Source organism: Azospirillum brasilense, assembly GCF_001315015.1.
Lineage (GTDB): Bacteria > Pseudomonadota > Alphaproteobacteria > Azospirillales > Azospirillaceae > Azospirillum > Azospirillum brasilense.
Genome location: NZ_CP012917.1, coordinates 494758 through 514565 on the forward strand (window position 1 = coordinate 494758; position 19808 = coordinate 514565).

The following is a 19808-nucleotide window of genomic DNA, read 5'->3' on the forward strand; positions in this document are numbered from 1 at the left end:
GCATCACCAGGGCAGCGGCGACACGCCGAACAGCATCCGGTGCAGGTGCAGCAGCCCGCCGTAAAGCAGCAGAGCCAGCGCCGGGCGCCACCAGCCGATCTCTCGCCAGACGAGGCTCTGGCGCCCGGCCAGGATCGCCGCGAAGGGCAGGTTGGAGGTGTTGGCGGCGTAGCGGTCCCACGCCGCCCCCAGCCGCCGCGCCAGCTTCGCGTCGATCAAAACGCTGCCGCCCAGCGCCAGCAAGGCGAGCGTGCCGAACAGGATCAGCGAGGCGAGGTCCCCGTTCGGCACCATATGGGCGACCGCCCACAACCCGACGCCCCACAGGAACGGGTTGCGCGTCACCCGCAGGATGCCGCGGACCGGCTCCCGGTCGCCGGTCAGCAGCTTCTCCTGCCCGACCGAAGTCGGGTTCGGGGTGGAGAGGCCGGCGACGAGAAGGAACAGCGCGACCGGCACCAGCAGGACCGGCACCCAGGCCAGCCCGCCGGCGGGCGGCCACACCGGCACATGGGGTGCCGCCTTGTAGGCCGCCACCAGCCACCAGAAGGCCAGCGCCGAGACCAGCGAATAGAGGCCGAGATAGGGCTTCTCGCCCAGCCGTCCGACCAGCGCCGCGCGCAGCGGTGTGCTGGAAATGCCGAAATGCGTCAGCAGCAGGAACAGCCCCGCGGCGGACAGATGGGCGATGGTCCCGGTCATGCGCTGTCTCCCGGTCGCGTCCCGAAGCCTCTCGTCAGGCGCCCTTTTCCAGCGTGGCGCCGCTGCAATAGGCCCAGTCGTCGCCGTGCAGGCCGAAGAACAGGGCCACCGGCTGCTTGCCGGATCGGTCGATCACCACGCGGAAGCGGTTGCCGGTGCAGGCGCCCGCCGCCTGCTTCTGATAGGGCAGCTTGACGCTCTTGGACTTCAGGCAGGAATCGGCGGCCTTGGGCGGGTTGGCCGAGGCGTCGACGCGCTTGCCGTTCAGCACCATGTAGTAGTTGGTGGCCTGCCCGCCCTTCACCTCGGCCTTCACCTCGATCTTGCCGAATCGGGACTTGTAGAGGCCGGCGTCGGTTTCGCCGTCCGGTGCGCCGGGGGCGATGGGCCGGAAGGACACGGCGGCACAGGCCGGCGGCTCTTTCTTCTGGGCAAGGGCCGGCTGGGCCAGGGCGACGGTGGCGGCGCCCGCAATCAGCGCGGCACTGAAAAGACGCGACAGCGGCATGCGAACCTCCTGGATCGGATGGACAGGGTTGGGGCGGGTCAGGCGGGGGCTTGGCAGAACAGGGTCTGCTGCATGATGGCGCAGTCCTTCTCCACCCCGCCGTCGAGCATCGAGATCTCGACACTGGTGACGGTCAGGGTGCGGCCCGGTTTCAACACGCGGGCGCGGGCGATCATCACCTCGCCCTTGGCCGGCGCCATCAGATTGACCTTGAACTCCACCGCCAGGACCTCGCTGCCCGCCGGCATCAGCGTGTAGCCGGCGTATCCCCCGGCGTTGTCGGCCAGCGTGCTGACCATGCCCGCGTGGAAGAAGCCGTGCTGCTGCGTCAGGTCGGCGCGGAACGGCAGGCGCATCTCGCAGAATCCCGGCTCCAGCCGCGTCAGTTCGATCCCCAGCGTCTTGCAGATCGGCTGAAGCGCGAAGCTGGCGCGGCAGCGCGCCTCCCAGTCCGGATCGCGCGGTTCGAAGGTCTTGGGCACGTCTCGGGTCTCTCTGATTGTGTTCGGGCGACCCTTACCCTGCGCCAGCCTTACGTTCCGATCAAGCCGAGCTGCGGGCTCGACGCCTCCGCGAAGGCGCGTTTCGGCATGCGCCCGGCCAGACGGGCCGCCCGCCCCGCCGCCACCGCGTCGCGCATCGCCGCCGCCATGCGCACCGGATCGCGCGCCTTCGACACCGCGGTGTTCAACAGGACGGCGGCGCAGCCCAGCTCCATCGCCAATGCGGCGTCCGACGCCGTGCCGATTCCGGCGTCCAGGACCACCGGCACCGGGCTGCGCGCGCAGATCGTCTCGATGGCGTGGGGGTTGCGGATGCCCAGCCCCGAACCGATGAAGGCGCCCAGCGGCATCACCGCCGCCGCGCCCAGGTCGGCCAGCTTGCGGCAGGTCACCGGATCGTCGTTGCAATAGGGCAGAACGGTGAAGCCGTCGGCCACCAGCTCCTCGGTCGCGCGCAGCAGTTCCTCGACGTCGGGATAGAGCAGTTCGCGGTCGCCGATGACCTCCAGCTTGACCCAGTCCACGCCCAGCGCCTCGCGGGCGAGCTGCGCGGTCAGCACCGCCTCCTTGGCGGTCAGGCAGCCGGCGGTGTTGGGCAGCAGCCCGGCGCGGTCGCCGATGACGTCGACGAGGCTTTCCGAATAGCCGTCCAGGCTGATGCGCCGGATGGCGAGCGTGACCAGTTCGCTGCCGCTGGCCGTCAGCGCGTCGAGCATCACCTGCTGATTCGGGTAGCCGGCGGTGCCGAGGAACAGGCGCGAGCGGAACTCACGGCCCGCTATGGTGAGCGTGTCGTTCATGGATGTTTCCTTGGATGTCGGACCCGCGCTTCGGCGGGCGAGAAGTTCAGCCGCCCTGCACGGGACGGATGATCTCCAGGGCGTCGCCCGCGGACAGGGGTGTCTCGTCCCAGCGGCGGGACGGCAGAACGGCGCCGTTCAGGGCGACGGCGACTCCGCGCGTGCCCGCGGCGATGCCCCGCCCGGCCAGCAGGGCGGCGACGGTGGGGGCGGCGAGATCCTCTTCCCGCCCGTTGACGCGGATGCGGGCGCTCATGCCGCGGCTCCCTTCGGCTGGGCGAAGCGGTCGAGCGCGAAGGGGCGGATCACCGGATCGCTTTCCCCGGTCAGGACCAGCCGCGCCACCGAATCCGCGGTGACCGGGGTCAGCAGGATGCCGTTGCGGTGGTGCCCGGTGGCGTAGACCAGCCCCTCCACCTCCGAGAGGCCGAGGATCGGGGCGTCGTCGCGGGTGCCGGGGCGGAAACCGGCCCACGCCTCCTCGATGGGCAGCTCGGCGATGCCCGGCAGGGCGCGCCACGCCCCCTCCAGCAGGGCGAACTGGCCCCCGGCGGTCAGCCGGTCGTCGAACCCGCGCTCCTCCGTGGTGGCGCCGACCAGCAGCCGCCCATCCAGCCGCGGGATCAGGTAGGTGCCGGGAGTCCACACCACATGGCGCAGCAGCGGCAGGCGGGCGTCCATGCGCAGGCAGAGCATCTGCCCCTTCACCGGGCGCACCGGCGGCCGCACCGCCGGGGACAGCCCGTCGATCCAGCCCGACCACGCCCCGGCGGCCAGAACCACCCGGTCGGCCTCGAAAAGCCGGTCGCCGACCTGGACGCCGACAGCCCGACCGCCGCGGATCTCGATGCGGCCGACCTCGGCATACTCGTGCACCGCAGCGCCGGCCCGCAGGGCGGCGGTGTGCAGGGCGGCGGCGACCTTGCGGTTGTCCACCTGATGGTCGCCGGCGCAGAACAGCGCGCCGGCGACGCCGGGCTGGAGATAGGGCTCGCGCCGCCGCACCTCCGCCCCGCTCAGCCATTCAACGGGCAAGCCGAGCTTGGTTTGAAAGTCGTGCAGAAAGCGCACCTTGGCCGCATCGTCGGCGTTCAGCGCGATGACCATCGTGCCTTCGGTGCGCAGGTCAACCGCCATGCCGGACGCGGCCTCCAGCGCCGCCGCGAAGGCGGGCCACAGGTCCTGGGAAGCGCGGGTCAGCGGCAGGAGACTCTCTTCGCCGGGCTCGGTTTCCACGCAGGCGGCGAGCATGCCGCCCGCGGCGTGGCTGGCGCCCCGGCCGGCGGCGCCACGGTCGAAAACCTCGACCCGGCAGCCGGCGGCGGCCAGCCTCCAGGCGATGGACAGGCCGATCACCCCGGCGCCGATCACGGCGACGGTGGGTTTTGCGGAATCGGAATGAAATGAGGGCGCGGATACCATGCGGCGGCTCCCTTCGCTGGCATTATCCAGACAGGTTCGATGGGTGTGATCTCAGCCGCGCGAGCGCATCCCGCACGGCACCCCAGCCAATGCCCGGATCATCCGGAAGAGAGCCGCCTTTGGCAAGCCCCTTTTCGTTGGTCACAACAACAAAAGCGACGCCAGCCCCAGGAAGGACAGGAATCCGATGACGTCGGTCATGGTGGTCAGGAAGACCGAACTCGCCACCGCCGGATCGACGCCCAGCCGGTCGAGTCCGATGGGAATCAGCACCCCGCACAGCCCGGCGACGAACAGGTTGATGACCATGGCGCAGCCGATGACCAGGCCGATCATCGGCTCGAACCAGGTCGCGGCGATGGCCCCCACCAGCGTGGCGAAGACGGCGCCGTTGAGCAGCCCGACCAGAACCTCCTTGCCCACCACGCGGGGGGCGTTGGAGGACGACAGCTCGCGCGTCGCCAGGGCGCGCACCGCCACGGTCAGCGTCTGGGTCCCGGCGTTGCCGCCCATCGAGGCGGTGATCGGCATCAGCACGGCCAGCGCCACGATCTGCTCAATGGTCGCCTCGAACAGCGAGATGACGCCCGCCGCCGCGAAGGCGGTGAACAGGTTCAGACCCAGCCACGAAATGCGCGAGCGCGAGGTTTCCAGAACCGAGCGGTAGATGGAGGTGTCGCCGACGCCGCCCAGCTTGCCGATGTCGTCCTCGGCCTCCTCGTCGATGATGTGCACAACGTCGTCGACGGTGATGACGCCGATCAACCGCCCGCCGGCGTCCACCACGGGGGCGGAGACCAGGGCGTACTGGCGGAACAGGTTCGCCACCTCTTCCTGGTCCATGGTGGCGGGGATGGTGTCGACCTCCTCCGTCACCAGATCGGCGATGCGGACCGACCGCTTCTGGCGCAGCAGGCGCGATAGCGGCACCGCCCCGACCACCCGGTGCATCGGATCGACGACGAAAATGTCGTAGAAGTCCTCCGGCAGCTCGTCGGTGGCGGCGCGGACGTAGTCGATGGTCTTGCCCACCGTCCAGAATTGCGGCACCGCCACCAGATCGCGCTGCATCAGGCGGCCGGCGGTGTCTTCGTCGTAGGTCAGGTTCTCCTGGACCAGCGCGCGGTCGGCGGCCGGCAGATTCTCCAGCACCTCCCGCCGTGTGTCCTCATCCAGGCCCTCGATAACGTCGACGGCGTCGTCGGTGTCCAGCTCCGCGACGGCGGCGGCCAGTTCCTTGGGCTCGAACAGCTCGACGATCTCCTCGCGGAGATCGGGGTTGAGGTAGCTCAGCACCTCGCCGTCGAAGTCGGGGCGCAGGACGCCGACCAGAGCCTCCCGGTCGTCGTGGCCGAGTTGCTCGATCAGGTCGGCGATGTCGGCGGGGTGAAGCTTGTCCACCTCCGCGCGCAGATCGTCGCGCCGTCCGGCGTGCAGCCGTTCGACGATCTCCTCCACGAATTCCGGCTCGACGCCATAGGCGCGCTCCTCCTCGCCGTCCTCGCGGGGCGGGGCGGGGCGTTCGGCCGGGTGCGGCTCATCGTCCTGGATACGATCCGGTTCCTGGCGGTCGGTGTGCATGGCGGCACCCTCCCTGTACGATGGCAATGCGGCGTGACGGCATGGTCCTGCGATCGGCCGACCATGGCGCACCGGCGTTTGCGGGTTGGTGGGGAGCCCTTGCGGGTTTCCGCCGAGGCGCCCACCGAATATAGGTGTGACACCGCTTTGTCCAGCGCGGCGGGCCATTCCCGGACCTCCGGCCTCTCGCGCAATGCTTGCGTGGACTGCGCAATTCGTGCACCCATACTGCCAACGGGGCTTTTCACCCCGCGCAGGCAGCGAAAAACAGACACCACCGGCCAACGGATGTGACGATGGAGTACGCCTACACCGACATCGACGGTCAGGAAGGGATCATGCTGTCGGGGCGTTTCACCTACGACGACAGCCGCAAATTCCATGATCTGCTGGCGGACTGGGACATCGGCGCGCGGCCCGAGGTGAGGTTGGACCTGCGTTACATGACCTTCCTGGATTCCGCGGCGATCGGCATGCTGTTCGTGCTGGCCAACCGCTGCCGCGACGCAAAGGGGCTGGTGACGGTGCACAACGCGCAACCTTACATTGTGCAGACCATGCGCCGTGTTGCGCTCGACCAATATGTGGAGTTTCGCTGAGGAAGAAAACTCTGAAAGGACGGCCTCGATCGGGGGCGGCCTGGAAATGAAGGCCCTGAAACGAAAAAGCCCGCTGTGGTCCGATGGACCGGCGGGCTTTTCGTTTGTTTGCCTGACCCCCCATTTCTGGGGGATGGTGCGGTCGAGAAGACTCGAACTTCCACGACATTTCTGCCACAGCGACCTCAACGCTGCGCGTCTACCAATTCCGCCACGACCGCACAAGGCTGGTAGAACCGAGGAGGGAAGTGCTCCCCTCATCGGGTGGAGCGGGGGAATAGCAGATCCCCGATGACCGATCAAGCGGCGTCTCGCGTTTTTGCCAAAGAAAGTTCATAACGTCGGCATGACCGACCTCACCGCCCCCGTTCCGCCGTTTGCCGATGCCCGTGACGATGCCGTTCCCGCCGCCGCCCCGGCGCGGGCGGTGGAGTGGCGCATCAGCGACACGCCCGTCCCCTACCCCGACGCGCTGGCCGAGATGGAGGCGCGCGTCGAAGCCATCCGCGCCGGCACCGCGCCGGAGTTGGTCTGGCTGCTCGAACATCCGCCCCTCTACACCGCCGGAACCAGCGCGCGGGAGGAGGACCTGCTGGAGCCGGGCCGCTTTCCCGTCTATCAGGCCGGGCGCGGCGGGCAGTTCACCTATCACGGGCCGGGGCAGCGTGTGGCCTATGTTATGCTCGACCTGAAGACGCGCGGTGCCGACATCCGCGCCTTCGTCCAGGATCTGGAGGAATGGCTGATCCGCACGCTGGCCGCCTTCAACATCCGCGGCGAACGGCGGGAGGGCCGCGTCGGCATCTGGGTGGACAAGCAGCCCTACGGCGGCGCCCCCGGCCAGGAAGACAAGATCGCCGCGATCGGCGTGCGCGTGCGCCGCTGGGTCAGTTTCCACGGCGTCGCCCTGAACGTGGAGCCGGACCTGTCGCACTTCGCCGGCATCGTCCCCTGCGGCATCAGCGAGCATGGGGTGACCTCCATCGTGGCGCTCGGCCATCTCGTCGCCATGGAGGATGTGGACGCCGCCCTGATCGCCAGCTTCGGGGACGTCTTCGGCGGCGGGTCGGAAGGGGAATGATCCCTACCGCTTCGGCGCTCCGGCGGACTGCGCGTCGTTCAGGACGCGCACGTCCTCGTTGGTGATCGAGACGATGGTGCAGCCGGTGCTGTCGCCGTTGCGGAAGAGATAGATCAGCCGGCGGTTCGCCTGCTTCTTCGGATCGTGCAGATTCAGGCCATGGCCGAAGGCGACCCCCAGCACCTCGCCCTTGAAGATAGCGCGATAGCGCAGGGGCGTCTGCTCCCGGAACTGGCGGGCCGCGCAGGCTTTGCTCAGCTCCTTCTCAAAGGTCCCGGCGTGCCGCCAGTCCTGGGTGGAGCGGATCATCACCCATTGCGGCGGCAACGGGAATTGGACCACCGGCGGAGACAGCGGCAGGTCATAGCCGCCGGGCGGCACCGGCGGCATGTGCCCCGGCTCCGTCCGGTCGAGCGGCCCCTTGGCCCAGGCTGCCCCGGCGCCCAGCGCGCCGAGAATAAAAAAAAGGCTTCGGGCTGCGCCGCACAGAAGCCGGAGCGCTGGTTTTGGCCTTCTGCCGCTCATTCCAATCTGTTTGCCTCTTCCATCCCAAGCTGTTCGCCTCCTCCCCCGAAAACCGGGAGAGGAGGCATCGAGCATCAGGCGGCCTACGCCGCCGGTTCGCTGCCGTAAACGGACTTGGTCTCCAGGAACTCCTCGAAACCGACCTCGCCCCACTCGCGCCCGATACCGGACTGCTTGTAGCCGCCGAAGGGGGCGGCAAGGTCGATGGAGGCGCCGTTCAGATGCACCATGCCGGTGCGCAGACGCTTCGCCACCGCCCGCGCCTCGTCCACCGTGCCGGCGTAGACGTAGCCGGACAGGCCGTAGAGCGAGTCGTTGGCGCTGTGGATCGCCTCCTCGATATCCTCGTAGGGGCGGATGGTGAGGACCGGGCCGAAGATCTCCTCGCGCATGATTGTCATGGTGTCGGTGGCGCGGCTGAAGACGGTGGGCTTGGCGTAGAAGCCGCGCTCCAGCCCCTCCGGACGGCCCGGACCGCCGCACAGCAGGGACGCCCCCTCCTCGATGCCGGCCTGGATCAGGCGCTGCACCCGCTCGTACTGGCGTTGGTTGGCGATCGGGCCGACGCCGGTGCGGTCGCCGCGCGGGTCGCCGACCACCAGACGGGCGCAGACCTGGGCGGCGATCTTCTCCGCCTCGTCCAGGCGGGAGGCCGGGACATACATGCGCGACGGCGCGTTGCAGCTCTGCCCGGTGTTGGACATCATCGACCGCACGCCGTGGGTCACCGCCTTGGTCAGGTCGGCGCTCTCGCAGATGATGTTGGCGGACTTGCCGCCCAGTTCCAGCGACACGCGCTTGATGCTGTCGGCGGCGTTGTGGGACACCGACGCCCCGGCGCGGGTGGAGCCGGTCAGCGACACCATGTCGACCAGCGGGTGCGAGGCCAGCACCGGGCCGACCACCGCGCCGTCCCCGTAGAACATGTTGAAAACGCCCGCCGGCACGCCGGCCTCGTGCAGGATCTCGGCGAAGATCCAGGCCGAATAGGGGGCGAACTCGCTGGGCTTCAGCACCATCGTGCAACCGGTGGCCAGCGCCGGGGCGACCTTGCAGGCGATCTGGTTGATCGGCCAGTTCCATGGCGTGATCATGGCGCAGACGCCGACCGGCTCGCGCAGGATGCGGGTGGTGCCGCGGGTCCGCTCGAACGGGTACTCGCGGGCCGCCTCCAGGGCCGTCTTGAAATGGGCCAGCCCCATGAAGGCCTGCGCCGGCTTGGACAGCGCCGCCAGGGGCGCGCCCATCTCCTCGGTGATGGCGTCGGCCACCTCGTCCATGCGCTTTTCGAAGAGCGCGCAGACGGCGGCCAGCAGTTCCAGCCGCTCGTTCAGGGGGGTGCGGGAAAAGCCGTCGAAGGCGGCATGGGCCGCGGCCACCGCGCGCTGCGCGTCCTCCGGCCCGCCGAGCGCCACGGTGCCCGACACCTGCTCCGTCGCCGGGTTCAACACCTCCATCACGGTGGCGCCCGCAGCGGGTTCGATCCAGGCGCCGCCGATGTAGAAGGATTGGCAGGTCTTCATCTCTAATCCCCTTGCTCTCTTCGTTGGCATTTTCGGGTGAAACGATCCTGCCCCCTCAGGCGCCGTTTGCCAAAGCTTTCCATCGGGAAAATCCGGATAGGTCAGAAGACCGGACCCTGTTGACAGATCAATGGTTTCACGGTCTGATCGTTGAACACATACGTGCCGCCGCAACAATCACGGTGAGCCGAACGACAAGAATCGGGCCGCAACAACCGCGGTCCAAGGGCTGGGAGCCTGCTTCACGGGTACAAATCAATCGTACAATCAGGGGGACGAGGGATGGCCTTACGTGATCGGCATTGGCGTCTTGCGGATGCGTTGCGCTCAGGAACCTTGAAACACACCCTGCCGGCGGTGGCCGCCCTGGCCCTGCTGGCCGCGGCCCCAACGCCTTCGCAGGCCGCCACCCTGACAGTGGGAACCTCGGCGGAACCCAGCGCGCTCGACCCGCACTACCACAACCTCGGCCCCAACACGCGCGCCCGCAAGCATGTGTTCGAATCGCTTGTCAGCATGGACGCCAAGATGCGGCTCCAGCCCGAACTGGCGGAAAGCTGGCGCGCCGTCGATGAAACCACTTGGGAATTCAAGCTGCGCAAGGGCGTGAAGTTCCACGACGGCACCGAGTTCACGGCGCAGGACTTCGTCTACACGGTCTGCCGCATCCCGAACGTCGCCAACAGCCCGTCCTCCTTCACCGTCTACACCAAGGGCATCGCGGGGATCGAGGCGCCGGACCCTCACACCCTCCTCATCAAGACCGGCAAGCCCTACCCGCTGCTGCCGGTGGAGCTGTCGACCTTCGGCATCATCTCCGCCAAGGCGGCGGGCGGCGAGGCGGTGACCTTCGACAAGGCGGGCTGCAAGGCCGAGTCCTGGCCGACCACGCAGGCCTTCAACGACGGCTCGCTGATGATCGGCACCGGGCCGTTCAAGCACAAGTCCTACACCAAGGGCGACCGGCAAATCCTGGAGCGCAACCCCGACTACTGGGGACCGCAGCCGGCCTGGGACACGGTGGTCTTCCGCCCGATCACCAGCGACGGGCCGCGCGTCGCCGCCCTGCTCGCCGGCGACGTGGACATGATCGAATCGCCTCCGGTGCAGGACATCGAGCGGCTGAAGTCCGCCCCCAACGTCTCCCTGGCCCAGGCCCAGTCGAACCGCGTGATCTATCTGGCGCTTGGCGTCCAGGACACCCCGCCGACCATCACCGGCACCGAAGGCAAGAATCCGCTGAAGGACCCGAAGGTGCGCAAGGCGCTGTCGCTGGCGGTGGACCGCGACGCCATCGTGAAGCGCATCATGATGGGCGTGGCGGAGCCGGCGAACCAGTATCTCCCCGCCGGCTTCTACGGCAACAACCCGGAGGTCACGGTCGCCACCGACGCCAACAAGGCCAAGCAGCTCCTGGCCGAGGCCGGCTACCCGAAGGGCTTCCAGCTCACGCTCGGCACGCCGAACGACCGCTACATCAACGACGACAAGGTGGCCCAGGCGGTCGCCCAGATGTTCACCCGCATCGGCGTGCAGACCCAGGTTGACGCGACCACCGCCAACGTCTTCTTCTCCAAGCGCAACAAGCAGGAATACAGCGTCTTCCTGGCCGGCTGGGGTGCCGATTCGGGTGAGATGTCGTCGCCGCTGAAGGCGCTGATCGCCACGCCGATCAAGGAGAAGGGCTACGGCACCACCAACTACACCAGCTACTCCGACCCGGAGCTGGACGGCATGCTGGACACAGCGCTGGCGACCGTGGACGACGCCAAGCGGGAGAAGCTGCTCCAGGCCGCGGTGAAGCGGGCGGTGGACGCCGACATCATCATCCCGTTGCATTACGAGGTGACGGTCTGGGCGATGAAGAAAGGGCTGAGCTACGAACCGCGCGCCGACCAGTACACGCTGGCGCAGAAGGTGACCCCCGCGAAGTGATCGTGGTTTGGGCGCGGCCCTCTTCCCCTCTCCCCTCTGGGGAGAGGGTTAGGGTGAGGGGGATGCGCTTTTGCCGGACGTACCGCCGCGCGCAACCCCCTCACCCTCCCCTCTCCCCAGAGGGGAGAGGGTTAGACAGTAGCGGAGCGCCATGCTTGTCTTCATCCTCCGGCGGCTGGCGCAGAGCGCGGTCGTCGTGGTGGCGATGTCGGTGCTGGTCTTCGCCGGCATCTTCGCCATCGGCAACCCCATCGACGTGCTCATCAGCCCCGAGGCCGACGCGTTCGAACGCGCCGCCGCCATCGCCCGGCTGGGGCTCGACAAGCCCATGCACGAGCAGTTCCTGCGCTTCGTGGACAGCGCGCTCGGCGGCGACCTCGGCACCAGCTTCGTGCATGGGGTGCCGGCGCTCGGCCTCGTGCTGCAGCGATTCCCGGCGACGCTGGAGCTGGCGCTCTGCGCCATGCTGGTGGCGGTGGTGCTGGGCATCCCTCTGGGGCTGTGGGCCGGGCTGAAGCCGGATTCCCTGGCCGGGCGGGTCATCATGACCGGCTCGATCCTCGGCTTCTCGCTGCCCACCTTCTGGGTGGGCATGATGCTCATCATGGCCTTCGCGGTGACTCTGGGCTGGCTGCCGGCGGGGGGGCGCGGCGAGACGGCGAGCCTGTTCGGCGTGCAATGGAGCTTCCTGACCGCCGACGGGCTGGCCCATCTGATCCTGCCCGCCGTCAATCTGGCCCTGTTCAAGCTGTCGCTGGTCATCCGGCTGGCCCGCGCCGGCACGCGGGAGGTCGCCTTGCAGGACTATGTGAAGTTCGCCCGCGCCAAGGGGCTGGCGCCCGCGCGGGTGGTCGGGGTGCACATCCTGAAGAACATCATGATCCCGGTGGTCACCGTCCTGGGGCTGGAGCTGGGCAGCGTCATCGCCTTCTCGGTGGTCACGGAATCGGTCTTCGCCTGGCCGGGCATGGGCAAGCTGCTGATCGACAGCATCCTCCAGCTCGACCGGCCGGTGGTGATCGCCTATCTGCTGGTGACGGTGCTGCTGTTCGTCGTCATCAACCTGATCGTCGATCTGGTCTATTCGCTGCTCGATCCGCGAATCCGGCTGGGCGGAGGGCGGGCATGAGCAGCATCACGGCCAAGGCCCCGGCGGTCGAGACGCCCTTCCTGCGGCTGGCGCGGGACTTCGCGCGGTCGCGCACGGCGCTGGCCGGGCTGGCGGCGCTGGTGGTGATCGTGCTCGCCGCCCTGCTCGCCCGCTGGGTGGTGCCGCAGGACCCCTACGACCTCGCCCAGCTCGACATCCTCGACGGCATGATGGCGCCGGGATCGCTGGGCGGCGGCGGCTGGACCTATTGGCTGGGCACCGACGACCAGGGGCGCGACATGCTGTCGGCCATCGTCTTCGGCCTGCGCACCAGCCTGCTGGTCGGGGTGGTCGCCACACTGGCCGCGCTCGCCGTCGGGGTGGCGGTCGGTCTGCTCGCCGCCTATGCGGGGGACCGGGTGGACGGGCTGGTCATGCGGCTGGTCGACATCCAGCTCTCCTTCCCGGCCATCCTGATCGCGCTGATCCTGCTGGCCCTGCTGGGCAAGGGGGTGGACAAGGTGATCGTCGCGCTGGCCGCCGTGCAGTGGGCCTACTACGCCCGCACCATCCGCGGCTCCGCCCTGGTCGAGCGGCGCAAGGAGTACATCGAGGCCGCGCAATGCCTTGCCCTGCCCCACCGGCGGATCATGATGCGCCACCTGCTGCCCAACTGCCTGCCGCCGCTGATCGTGGTGGCGACGGTGCAGGTCGCCCATGCCATCGCGCTGGAGGCGACGCTGAGCTTCCTCGGCGTCGGCGTGCCGGTGACCCAGCCGTCGCTGGGGATGCTGATCGCGTCCGGCTACCAGTACATGCTCTCGGGCGATTACTGGGTCAGCCTGTTCCCCGGCCTCGCCCTGCTGGTCACCATTGTGGCGATCAATCTGGTTGGGGACCGGCTGCGCGACGTCCTCAACCCGCGGCTCAATCATTGAAAGGGGGCACGCGATGACCGAACCCCTGCTGCGCGTGGATGGTCTGAAGACCCATTTCCTCACCCGCGCCGGCACCGTGAAGGCGGTGGACGGGGTGAGCCTGCGGCTCGACCGCGGCGAGATCCTCGGGCTGGTCGGCGAGTCCGGCTCCGGCAAGTCGGTGACCGGGCAATCCATCCTCGGCCTTGTCGATCCACCGGGTCGGGTGGTCGGCGGCCGGGTGCTGTTCCGGGGCGAGGATCTGGTGGGCGCCGGGGAGAAGCGGCTACGCGCCATCCGCGGGCGGCGCATCGCCATGATCTTCCAGGACCCGATGATGACGCTGAACCCGGTGCTGAGCATTGGCACGCAGATGGTCGAGGCCGTGCAGGCCCACGAAAAGGTCAGTCGGGCCGAGGCGTGGGAGCGCTCGCGCCGGGCGCTGGCCCGCGTCGGCATCGCCTCGCCCGACGAGCGGCTGGCCGCCTACCCGCACCAGTTCTCCGGCGGGATGCGCCAGCGCGTGGCCATCGCCATCGCCCTCCTCCACTCCCCCGACCTTATCATCGCCGACGAGCCGACCACCGCGCTCGACGTGACCATCCAAGCGCAGATCCTGTTCGAGGTGCAAAAACTCTGCCGCGAGACAGGGACGGCGCTGATCTGGGTGACCCACGACCTCGCCGTCGTGTCGGCGCTGGCCGACCGGGTGGCGGTGATGTACGCGGGCCGGGTGGTGGAGACCGGGACGGTGGCCGAGATCATCGGCACCCCGCGCCACCCCTACACCCGCGGCCTTCTGGAGTCGGTGCCCAGCCGCAACCGGCGCGGCGTGCCGTTGCGCTCCATCCCCGGCATGACGCCCTCCATCCTCGACCTGCCGGAGGGCTGCGCCTTCCGCCCGCGCTGCGACCGGTCCACCGGAGCCTGCGCCGTGATGCCGGAGTTGAGCGGCGAGCGGGAGGACCGCGCCTGGCGCTGCTGGAATCCCGTCGGGGCGGAAGCGCGGGGAGACGCCGCATGACCGCCGCTCCCATCATCGAACTGGATGGGCTGACCAAGCGCTTCTCGCGCAAGCTGGACGTGGTGGAGCGCTTCGCCCGCCGGCTGGGCGCGGCCATCGACGACCGGGCGGTGCAGGCGGTCAGCGGCGTGGACCTGTCCATCGCGGAAGGCGAGGTGGTCGGGCTGGTCGGCGAATCCGGCTGCGGCAAGAGCACGCTGGGCCGCATGGTCGCCGGCATCCTGCCGCCGAGCGCCGGCACCCTGCGCTGGCGCGGCCGCGACCTGCGGGAGCTGTCGCCAACCGACCGCTACCACGCCAACCTGAAGATCCAGATGGTCTTCCAGGACCCCATGGCCTCGCTCAACCCGCGCCTGCGCGTGGCGGACATCGTCGGCGAGGCGCCAGTGGTCCACGGGCTGGTGCCGCGGCGGCAGGCGGAGGATTATGTGGCCGCGACGCTGCGGCAGGTCGGGCTGGACCCCGCCTATCTGCGGCGCTACCCGCACCAGTTCTCCGGCGGGCAGCGGCAGCGCATCGGCATCGCCCGCGCGCTGGCGGTGCAGCCGGACGTGCTGGTCTGCGACGAGTCCGTCGCGGCGCTCGACGTGTCGATCCAGGCGCAGATCATCAATCTCTTCATGCGCCTGCGCGAAGAACTGTCGCTGACCTATCTCTTCATCAGCCACGACCTGGGCGTCGTGGAACACATTTCCGACCGCACCGCGATCATGTATCTTGGACGGATCGTGGAGTTGGCCCCGACACCGGAGCTGTTCGACAAACCCAATCATCCCTATGCCAAGGCGCTGTTGGACGAGGCGCCGCGCGTGTCCGTGGAGAAGCGGCGGTTCGCGCCGATCCGCGGAGAGATTCCATCGCCCCTCGACCCGCCGTCGGGCTGCGCCTTTCATCCGCGCTGCCCGCACGCGATGCCACGCTGTTCGGCGGAACGCCCGGCCCTGCGCGCGATCGCGCCCCGGCGCTGGTCCGCCTGCCATCTGAACGAAACCACAGGTCCATGATGCCCTCACCCGATCCCGCCGGCCCATCCGCGTGCAGCCCGCGCACGCTGGAGCTGCTGCGCGACCTGATCGCCTTCGACACGACCAGCCGCAACTCCAACCTCGACCTGATCCACTACATCCGCGACCATCTCGCGGCGCTGGGCGTGTCCAGCACGCTGGTGTTCAACGAGGAACGGACCAAGGCCAACCTCTACGCCACCATCGGTCCGATGGATCGCGGCGGCGTCTGCCTGTCGGGCCACACCGACGTGGTGCCGGTGGACGACCAGGACTGGTCCAGCGATCCCTTCACCCTGACGGAGCGCGACGGCAAGCTGTTCGGGCGCGGCACCGCGGACATGAAGGGCTTCATCGCGGCGGCGCTGGCCATGGCGCCGGACTTCCTGGCCGCCAACCTGACGACGCCGGTCCATTACGCTTTCTCCTACGACGAGGAGTTGGGTTGCCTCGGCGTGCCCGGCCTGCTGACCCAGCTCGCCGGGATGGCGGTGAAGCCGCGCCTGTGCGTCGTCGGCGAGCCGACGCGGATGCGGGTGATCGTCGGCCACAAGGGCAAGGTGGCGCTGCGTTGCCGCGTCCACGGCCACGCCTGCCACTCCTCGCTCGCCCCGCAGGGGGTGAACGCCGTGGAGTACGCGGCGGAGCTGGTGTCCTTCCTGCGCGGCATGGGCCGCCGCTTCGCCGAGCAGGGGCCGTTCGATTACGATTACGACGTGCCCTACACCACGGTGCACACCGGGGTGATGGAGGGCGGCACGGCCCGCAACATCGTCCCCTCCGACGCCTCCTTCGAGTTCGAGATCCGGCATCTCGCCGACCACCCGGTGGCGCCGATGCTGAAGGAGCTGCGGGACTTCGCCAAGACGCTGGAGCCGGAGATGCGCGCCGTCCGTCCGGACGCGGGATTCTCCTGGGAAACCCTGTCGGACAGCCCGGCGCTCGACACCCCGCCGGAGTCGGAGGAGGTGACGCTGGTCAAGAACCTCGCGGAGCAGAACGGCCATGGCAAGGTGGCCTTCGGCACGGAGGGCGCGCTGTTCACCAGCATCGCCAACATCCCCGCCGTGGTCTGCGGCCCCGGCGACATCGAGCAGGCCCACAAGCCCGACGAGTATGTGGAGCTGAGCGAACTCGCCCGCGCCGAGCGCTTCCTGCACCGTCTGAGGGATGCCGCGAAAAAGGGCCTGTAACGCAGAAGGGCCGGAGCGTTGCCGCTCCGGCCCCCTTTTCAATTGTCCCTGGACCGTTGCGCTTCGCCGGTCAGTGGACCTCCACGCTGACGATGGCCGGCAGGGTGCGCAGGAAATCGACACCCGTGTCGGTCGCCTCGACGACGAGGTGGCCGCAGCGGTCGTGCCCGCGCAGGCGGGCCTCCGCGCCCATGCCGGCGGTGCGCAGCGCCTCCGACAGAACGGACACCGCGGTGCGGACCCAGGCCCGATGCTCGGCCAGACTCTTGTACGCCGTTGCTTCCGAGTGATTCAGGGTAACGGTAAAGGTGTGCAGCTCGATGGTCATAAGAGCTCCGGAATGAACCGATTGTTCTGGGACAAGCTCAGTGTTTGACGCTGTTCGAGCATCCGCTCCGCCCCAACCGGACGGTGTGTGAAAACAAGCTGGAAAGGGACGTGCGGACACTTGCCGGTTGGCGGATTGAATCCGGGGATCAGCCGATCGGCGAAAAGGGTCCCTTTCGATTTGGGGAGCAAACAAACCGCAGTGTAATCGAAACCGGCGGCCAATGCTTGTGATATCGTGGGAACGCTGCTCTGCGCCAAGAGCGTTCACGGGACGCAAAAGGGGTAGCCACGGCCCGGCCACCCCGCAGCACGTCACGGCCCCGCCGGACCGCCCTCAATCCAGGAAGATGTCCGGCGCCAGCGGGGCGCCCGGCTTGACCGCGTAGGGCTCCAGGTCGGTGACGCCCTCCTCCGCCAGCACCTCGTCGTCGATGAAGAAGTGTCCGGTGCAGGTCCTGGCGTCGCGGGTCAGGATGGCGTGGGCGGCGTCGGCCAGGATCTCCGGCTTGCGGCAGTTGTCGAACTCGGCGGCGCCCTTCAGCATGGCGATGGCCGCCGTGCCGATGATCGTGCGCGGCCACAGGGAGTTCACCCCCACCTTGCCGCGGAACTCCGCGCTCATGCCCAGCGTGCACAGGCTCATCGCGTATTTGGCGATGGTATAAGCGGTGTGGTGCTGGAACCAGCGCGGATTCAGGTTCAGCGGCGGCGACAGGGTCAGGATGTGCGGGTTCTCGGCCTTCAGCAGATGCGGCAGGCAGGCCTGGGAGCAGGCGAAGGTGCCCCGCCCGTTGACCCCCATCATCAGGTCCCAGCGCTTCAGCGGCGTGTCCAGCGTGCCGGTCAGGCTGATTGCGCTGGCGTTGTTGACCAGGATGTCGATGCCGCCGAAGGTGTCCACCGTGCGGGCCACCGCCTCGGCCACCTGCGCGTCGTCGCGGATGTCGCAGAGGATCGGCAGAGCCTTGCCACCGGCGGCCTCGACCTCCTCCGCGGCGGAGAAGATGGTGCCGGGCAGCTTTGGGTGCGGCTCCGACGTCTTGGCGGCGATGACGACGTTGGCGCCGTCGCGGGCGGCGCGCAGCGCGATGGCCTTGCCGATGCCCCGGCTGGCGCCGGTGATGAACAGGGTCTTGCCCTTCAGCGTGCGCGTGTCCGTCATGTCGCTTCCCTCCCCATGGTTCTTCCGCCGCAGTTGGCCGGTTGCCGGCGATGCTATCACACATTCCCCGCGGCCCGTCCAGACGCGCGCGTCATTCAATTGACCTATGCGTCAATACACCATCCCGTCTAGACTGCGCTTGCCCCTCTCGTTCGGGAGTTCCGGCCGGTGCGCCGTCACATCCTCGCCCTCGCGCTGATCCTCGGCGCCTCGCCCGCCTTCGCGCAGGTGGTGGCGCAGCACCTGTTCTTCGAGGCCGTGCCTGCGGCCTCCCCGCCCAACACGTCCTACGAGGCGCGGCAACGCCTGACCGAGCGCGCCCGGACCGACCTGCTGCCCGCCATTCTGGATTCCACCGGCCTGGATGGAGCGGGCGCGGTCACCGACCTGCGAATGGGCGGTTACCGGCTCCGGACCAACCCGTCGCTCCACCTGACCTTGCGGCTGGAGGACGGCCCCGCCGATCGGCTGGCCGGGGCCATCGCCTGGAGCCTCGAACAGGACAGCGTCCTGGTGGCCGATTTCGACAGCGCCGACGGCGCCACCGGCTATGCCCTGGTCCGCTTTCCCGCTGGCAGCCTGACGCCGGACCGCGCCCAGCGCTTCTTCCTCGCCGCCGCGGCGGAGCATGAGGGGCTCGGCGGCGGCTACACCGCCTTCGGCGACACGCTGCTGTTCCTGAATCTACGCGGCGACGACGGAACGCCCTACAGCGGTCTCCCCGACGAGGCCTTCGCGGAGTTTCTGAGCCGTGCCGTCGCGGCCTTCCCCGGTGCGGCCCTGACCGCGACCGGACGCGCCGACGCGCGGCTCATCCTCCAGCCGCCCCAGCCCGACAGCCCTGCCCTCGCCCCGCTGCGGGCACGTCACGCGGCGCTGGTGTCCGAAATCCTGACCGCCGAGCCCGCCCGATGACGACCCATCTCTCCCGCCGTTGCGTCCTGGCGTTGGGCGCCGCCGGCCTCGCCACGCTGGCCGCTCCGGCGCGGGCGCAGGACTTCGCGCCCGGGCTGCTCTATGCGGTCGGGCAGAAGTTCGACAAGAGCTTCAACGAGGGCGCCTTCACCGGGGCGGAGCGGTTCAAGGAGGCCACCGGGGTCGCCTACCGCGACTATCTGCCCGCCAGCACGGCGCAGTTCGATCAGGCGGTGGCCGCCCTGCTGCGCCGCGGTGTGACCGACCTCGCGCTGATCGGCTTCTACTACGCCGCTCCGCTGGCCAGCCTCGCGCCGAGGCACCCCGCCGTCCGCTTCACCCTGGTCGATGCGGTGGTGGAAGCGCCGAACGTCCAGTCCGTGACCTTCAAGGAGCAGGAGGGGTCCTTCCTCGTCGGCATGCTGGCGGCCATGGCCTCGCGGACGGGCACCGTCGGCTTCATCGGGGCGCTGGACATCCCGCTGATCCGCAAATTCATCGCCGGCTTCCAGCAGGGCGCCCGCCACGCCCGCCCGGACATCGGCCTGCTGGTCAATTTCGTCGGCACCACCCCCGCCGCCTTCAACGACCCGACCACCGGGGCCGAGGTGGCGAAGGCCCAGTTCCAGCGCGGCGCCGATGTGGTGTTCGCCGGGGCCGGCGTGTCCAACTTCGGCATCTTCGCGGCGGCCAAGGACGGCGGGCGCCTCGCCATCGGGGTGGACAGCAACCAGAATCACCTCTACCCCGGCACCATCCTGACCTCGATGCTGAAACGGGTGGATCTGGCGGTGGAGCGCGCCTTCGGGGAGGGGCGCAGCGGCGCCTGGGCCCCCGGCCCGCGCGCCCTGGGATTGGCCGAGCGCGGCGTCGATTACGCGCTGGACGACAACAACCGCGCGCTGGTCACCCCCGCCATGAGGGACCGGTTGGAGGAGGCGCGCGAGGGCATCATCCGGGGCCGCATCCGGGTGGCGGACGCCTCGTAGCCACC

The 19808-nt window shown here is 69.0% G+C and carries 21 protein-coding genes, 1 tRNA gene and 1 riboswitch; of the genes, 10 read left to right on the forward strand and 12 right to left on the reverse strand.

The window, feature by feature from the left end; all coding sequences use genetic code 11:
- Positions 1–3: 3 nt before the first annotated feature.
- From AMK58_RS27105 to mgtE, 7 genes are all read right to left on the reverse strand, one after another.
- A complete protein-coding gene (locus tag AMK58_RS27105) occupies positions 4–702 on the reverse strand; it encodes an NnrU family protein (protein WP_035682530.1) in 699 nt (232 codons plus the stop codon).
- Positions 703–736: 34 nt separating this feature from the next.
- Complete coding sequence (locus tag AMK58_RS27110) at positions 737–1210, reverse strand: hypothetical protein (protein WP_035682532.1); 474 nt, start codon at positions 1208–1210, stop codon at positions 737–739.
- Between the two features lie 38 nt (positions 1211–1248).
- Positions 1249–1692 carry a PaaI family thioesterase gene (locus AMK58_RS27115; protein WP_035682534.1) on the reverse strand — a complete coding sequence of 148 codons (444 nt, stop codon included), beginning with the start codon at positions 1690–1692 and terminating at the stop codon, positions 1249–1251.
- Positions 1693–1742: 50 nt separating this feature from the next.
- Complete coding sequence (thiG, locus tag AMK58_RS27120) at positions 1743–2513, reverse strand: thiazole synthase (protein ID WP_051140941.1); 771 nt, start codon at positions 2511–2513, stop codon at positions 1743–1745.
- Between the two features lie 46 nt (positions 2514–2559).
- Positions 2560–2769, reverse strand: coding sequence for a sulfur carrier protein ThiS (gene thiS, locus AMK58_RS27125; protein ID WP_014199889.1), 210 nt, complete (start codon positions 2767–2769; stop codon positions 2560–2562).
- On the reverse strand, positions 2766–3935 hold the full coding sequence (gene thiO / locus AMK58_RS27130) for a glycine oxidase ThiO (protein ID WP_059399736.1): 1170 nt from the start codon (positions 3933–3935) through the stop codon (positions 2766–2768). Before thiO ends, thiS begins: the two co-directional genes overlap by 4 nt.
- Positions 3927–4030: riboswitch (TPP riboswitch) on the reverse strand. It overlaps the preceding gene by 9 nt.
- 46 nt (positions 4031–4076) lie before the next feature.
- Positions 4077–5516: a magnesium transporter gene (gene mgtE, locus AMK58_RS27135; protein WP_035682537.1), complete on the reverse strand. Its 1440-nt coding sequence runs from the start codon at positions 5514–5516 to the stop codon at positions 4077–4079.
- A gap of 296 nt (positions 5517–5812) precedes the next feature.
- On the opposite strand from mgtE, the gene AMK58_RS27140 reads away from it, so the two are divergent.
- The gene (locus AMK58_RS27140) at positions 5813–6115 is read left to right on the forward strand and encodes an STAS domain-containing protein (protein ID WP_014199893.1); all 303 of its coding nucleotides are present in this window, start codon (positions 5813–5815) and stop codon (positions 6113–6115) included.
- A gap of 134 nt (positions 6116–6249) precedes the next feature.
- On the opposite strand, the gene AMK58_RS27145 is transcribed toward AMK58_RS27140, so the two are convergent.
- Positions 6250–6336: transfer RNA gene (locus tag AMK58_RS27145), tRNA-Leu, on the reverse strand.
- 125 nt (positions 6337–6461) lie between these two features.
- On the opposite strand from AMK58_RS27145, the gene lipB reads away from it, so the two are divergent.
- The gene (lipB, locus tag AMK58_RS27150; protein ID WP_035682539.1) at positions 6462–7196 is read left to right on the forward strand and encodes a lipoyl(octanoyl) transferase LipB; all 735 of its coding nucleotides are present in this window, start codon (positions 6462–6464) and stop codon (positions 7194–7196) included.
- A gap of 3 nt (positions 7197–7199) precedes the next feature.
- Here lipB and AMK58_RS27155 read toward each other — a convergent pair whose 3' ends face one another.
- Positions 7200–7586, reverse strand: a complete 387-nt coding sequence (locus AMK58_RS27155) for a hypothetical protein (protein WP_079285636.1) — start codon at positions 7584–7586, stop codon at positions 7200–7202.
- Between the two features lie 218 nt (positions 7587–7804).
- On the reverse strand, positions 7805–9244 hold the full coding sequence (locus AMK58_RS27160) for an aldehyde dehydrogenase family protein (RefSeq protein WP_035682541.1): 1440 nt from the start codon (positions 9242–9244) through the stop codon (positions 7805–7807).
- A 336-nt stretch (positions 9245–9580) separates the two neighbouring features.
- Between AMK58_RS27160 and AMK58_RS27165 the strand changes: the two genes are divergently transcribed.
- The 6 genes from AMK58_RS27165 (at position 9581) to argE (ending at position 16407) form a co-directional block, all read left to right on the forward strand.
- Complete coding sequence (locus tag AMK58_RS27165; protein ID WP_035682544.1) at positions 9581–11179, forward strand: ABC transporter substrate-binding protein; 1599 nt, start codon at positions 9581–9583, stop codon at positions 11177–11179.
- A gap of 151 nt (positions 11180–11330) precedes the next feature.
- Positions 11331–12308: an ABC transporter permease gene (locus AMK58_RS27170; protein WP_035682547.1), complete on the forward strand. Its 978-nt coding sequence runs from the start codon at positions 11331–11333 to the stop codon at positions 12306–12308.
- A complete protein-coding gene (locus AMK58_RS27175; protein WP_035682548.1) occupies positions 12305–13207 on the forward strand; it encodes an ABC transporter permease in 903 nt (300 codons plus the stop codon). Before AMK58_RS27170 ends, AMK58_RS27175 begins: the two co-directional genes overlap by 4 nt.
- A 13-nt stretch (positions 13208–13220) precedes the next feature.
- Positions 13221–14210 carry an ABC transporter ATP-binding protein gene (locus AMK58_RS27180; protein ID WP_035682550.1) on the forward strand — a complete coding sequence of 330 codons (990 nt, stop codon included), beginning with the start codon at positions 13221–13223 and terminating at the stop codon, positions 14208–14210.
- Entirely contained in the window at positions 14207–15214 is a 1008-nt protein-coding gene (locus AMK58_RS27185) for an ABC transporter ATP-binding protein (RefSeq protein WP_059399689.1), read from the forward strand. Before AMK58_RS27180 ends, AMK58_RS27185 begins: the two co-directional genes overlap by 4 nt.
- A complete protein-coding gene (gene argE / locus AMK58_RS27190) occupies positions 15211–16407 on the forward strand; it encodes an acetylornithine deacetylase (RefSeq protein WP_035680891.1) in 1197 nt (398 codons plus the stop codon). The genes AMK58_RS27185 and argE overlap by 4 nt, the downstream gene beginning before the upstream one ends.
- A 70-nt stretch (positions 16408–16477) precedes the next feature.
- Here argE and AMK58_RS27195 read toward each other — a convergent pair whose 3' ends face one another.
- Positions 16478–16735: a hypothetical protein gene (locus tag AMK58_RS27195; RefSeq protein ID WP_035680889.1), complete on the reverse strand. Its 258-nt coding sequence runs from the start codon at positions 16733–16735 to the stop codon at positions 16478–16480.
- 336 nt (positions 16736–17071) lie between these two features.
- Positions 17072–17899 carry an SDR family oxidoreductase gene (locus AMK58_RS27200; protein WP_035680888.1) on the reverse strand — a complete coding sequence of 276 codons (828 nt, stop codon included), beginning with the start codon at positions 17897–17899 and terminating at the stop codon, positions 17072–17074.
- Between the two features lie 168 nt (positions 17900–18067).
- On the opposite strand from AMK58_RS27200, the gene AMK58_RS27205 reads away from it, so the two are divergent.
- Both AMK58_RS27205 and AMK58_RS27210 read left to right on the forward strand, forming a co-directional pair.
- Positions 18068–18814 carry a hypothetical protein gene (locus AMK58_RS27205; RefSeq protein ID WP_051140803.1) on the forward strand — a complete coding sequence of 249 codons (747 nt, stop codon included), beginning with the start codon at positions 18068–18070 and terminating at the stop codon, positions 18812–18814.
- Positions 18811–19803 carry a BMP family lipoprotein gene (locus AMK58_RS27210; protein WP_035680885.1) on the forward strand — a complete coding sequence of 331 codons (993 nt, stop codon included), beginning with the start codon at positions 18811–18813 and terminating at the stop codon, positions 19801–19803. The genes AMK58_RS27205 and AMK58_RS27210 overlap by 4 nt, the downstream gene beginning before the upstream one ends.
- The last annotated feature ends 5 nt before the right edge of the window (positions 19804–19808 follow it).

Bases quoted from the DNA above. Each gene is read 5' to 3' on its own strand.
- AMK58_RS27140 (WP_014199893.1), top strand. From the start codon at position 5,813: ATGGAGTACGCCTACACCGACATCGACGGTCAGGAAGGGATCATGCTG.
- AMK58_RS27210 (WP_035680885.1), top strand. From the start codon at position 18,811: ATGACGACCCATCTCTCCCGCCGTTGCGTCCTGGCGTTGGGCGCCGCC.
- AMK58_RS27200 (WP_035680888.1), bottom strand. From the start codon at position 17,899: ATGACGGACACGCGCACGCTGAAGGGCAAGACCCTGTTCATCACCGGC.
- argE (WP_035680891.1), top strand. From the start codon at position 15,211: ATGATGCCCTCACCCGATCCCGCCGGCCCATCCGCGTGCAGCCCGCGC.
- AMK58_RS27185 (WP_059399689.1), top strand. From the start codon at position 14,207: ATGACCGCCGCTCCCATCATCGAACTGGATGGGCTGACCAAGCGCTTC.
- AMK58_RS27170 (WP_035682547.1), top strand. From the start codon at position 11,331: ATGCTTGTCTTCATCCTCCGGCGGCTGGCGCAGAGCGCGGTCGTCGTG.
- AMK58_RS27160 (WP_035682541.1), bottom strand. From the start codon at position 9,244: ATGAAGACCTGCCAATCCTTCTACATCGGCGGCGCCTGGATCGAACCC.
- thiS (WP_014199889.1), bottom strand. From the start codon at position 2,769: ATGAGCGCCCGCATCCGCGTCAACGGGCGGGAAGAGGATCTCGCCGCC.
- thiG (WP_051140941.1), bottom strand. From the start codon at position 2,513: ATGAACGACACGCTCACCATAGCGGGCCGTGAGTTCCGCTCGCGCCTG.
- AMK58_RS27155 (WP_079285636.1), bottom strand. From the start codon at position 7,586: ATGCCGCCGGTGCCGCCCGGCGGCTATGACCTGCCGCTGTCTCCGCCG.
- AMK58_RS27110 (WP_035682532.1), bottom strand. From the start codon at position 1,210: ATGCCGCTGTCGCGTCTTTTCAGTGCCGCGCTGATTGCGGGCGCCGCC.
- mgtE (WP_035682537.1), bottom strand. From the start codon at position 5,516: ATGCACACCGACCGCCAGGAACCGGATCGTATCCAGGACGATGAGCCG.
- lipB (WP_035682539.1), top strand. From the start codon at position 6,462: ATGACCGACCTCACCGCCCCCGTTCCGCCGTTTGCCGATGCCCGTGAC.
- AMK58_RS27195 (WP_035680889.1), bottom strand. From the start codon at position 16,735: ATGACCATCGAGCTGCACACCTTTACCGTTACCCTGAATCACTCGGAA.
- AMK58_RS27175 (WP_035682548.1), top strand. From the start codon at position 12,305: ATGAGCAGCATCACGGCCAAGGCCCCGGCGGTCGAGACGCCCTTCCTG.
- AMK58_RS27180 (WP_035682550.1), top strand. From the start codon at position 13,221: ATGACCGAACCCCTGCTGCGCGTGGATGGTCTGAAGACCCATTTCCTC.
- AMK58_RS27105 (WP_035682530.1), bottom strand. From the start codon at position 702: ATGACCGGGACCATCGCCCATCTGTCCGCCGCGGGGCTGTTCCTGCTG.
- thiO (WP_059399736.1), bottom strand. From the start codon at position 3,935: ATGGTATCCGCGCCCTCATTTCATTCCGATTCCGCAAAACCCACCGTC.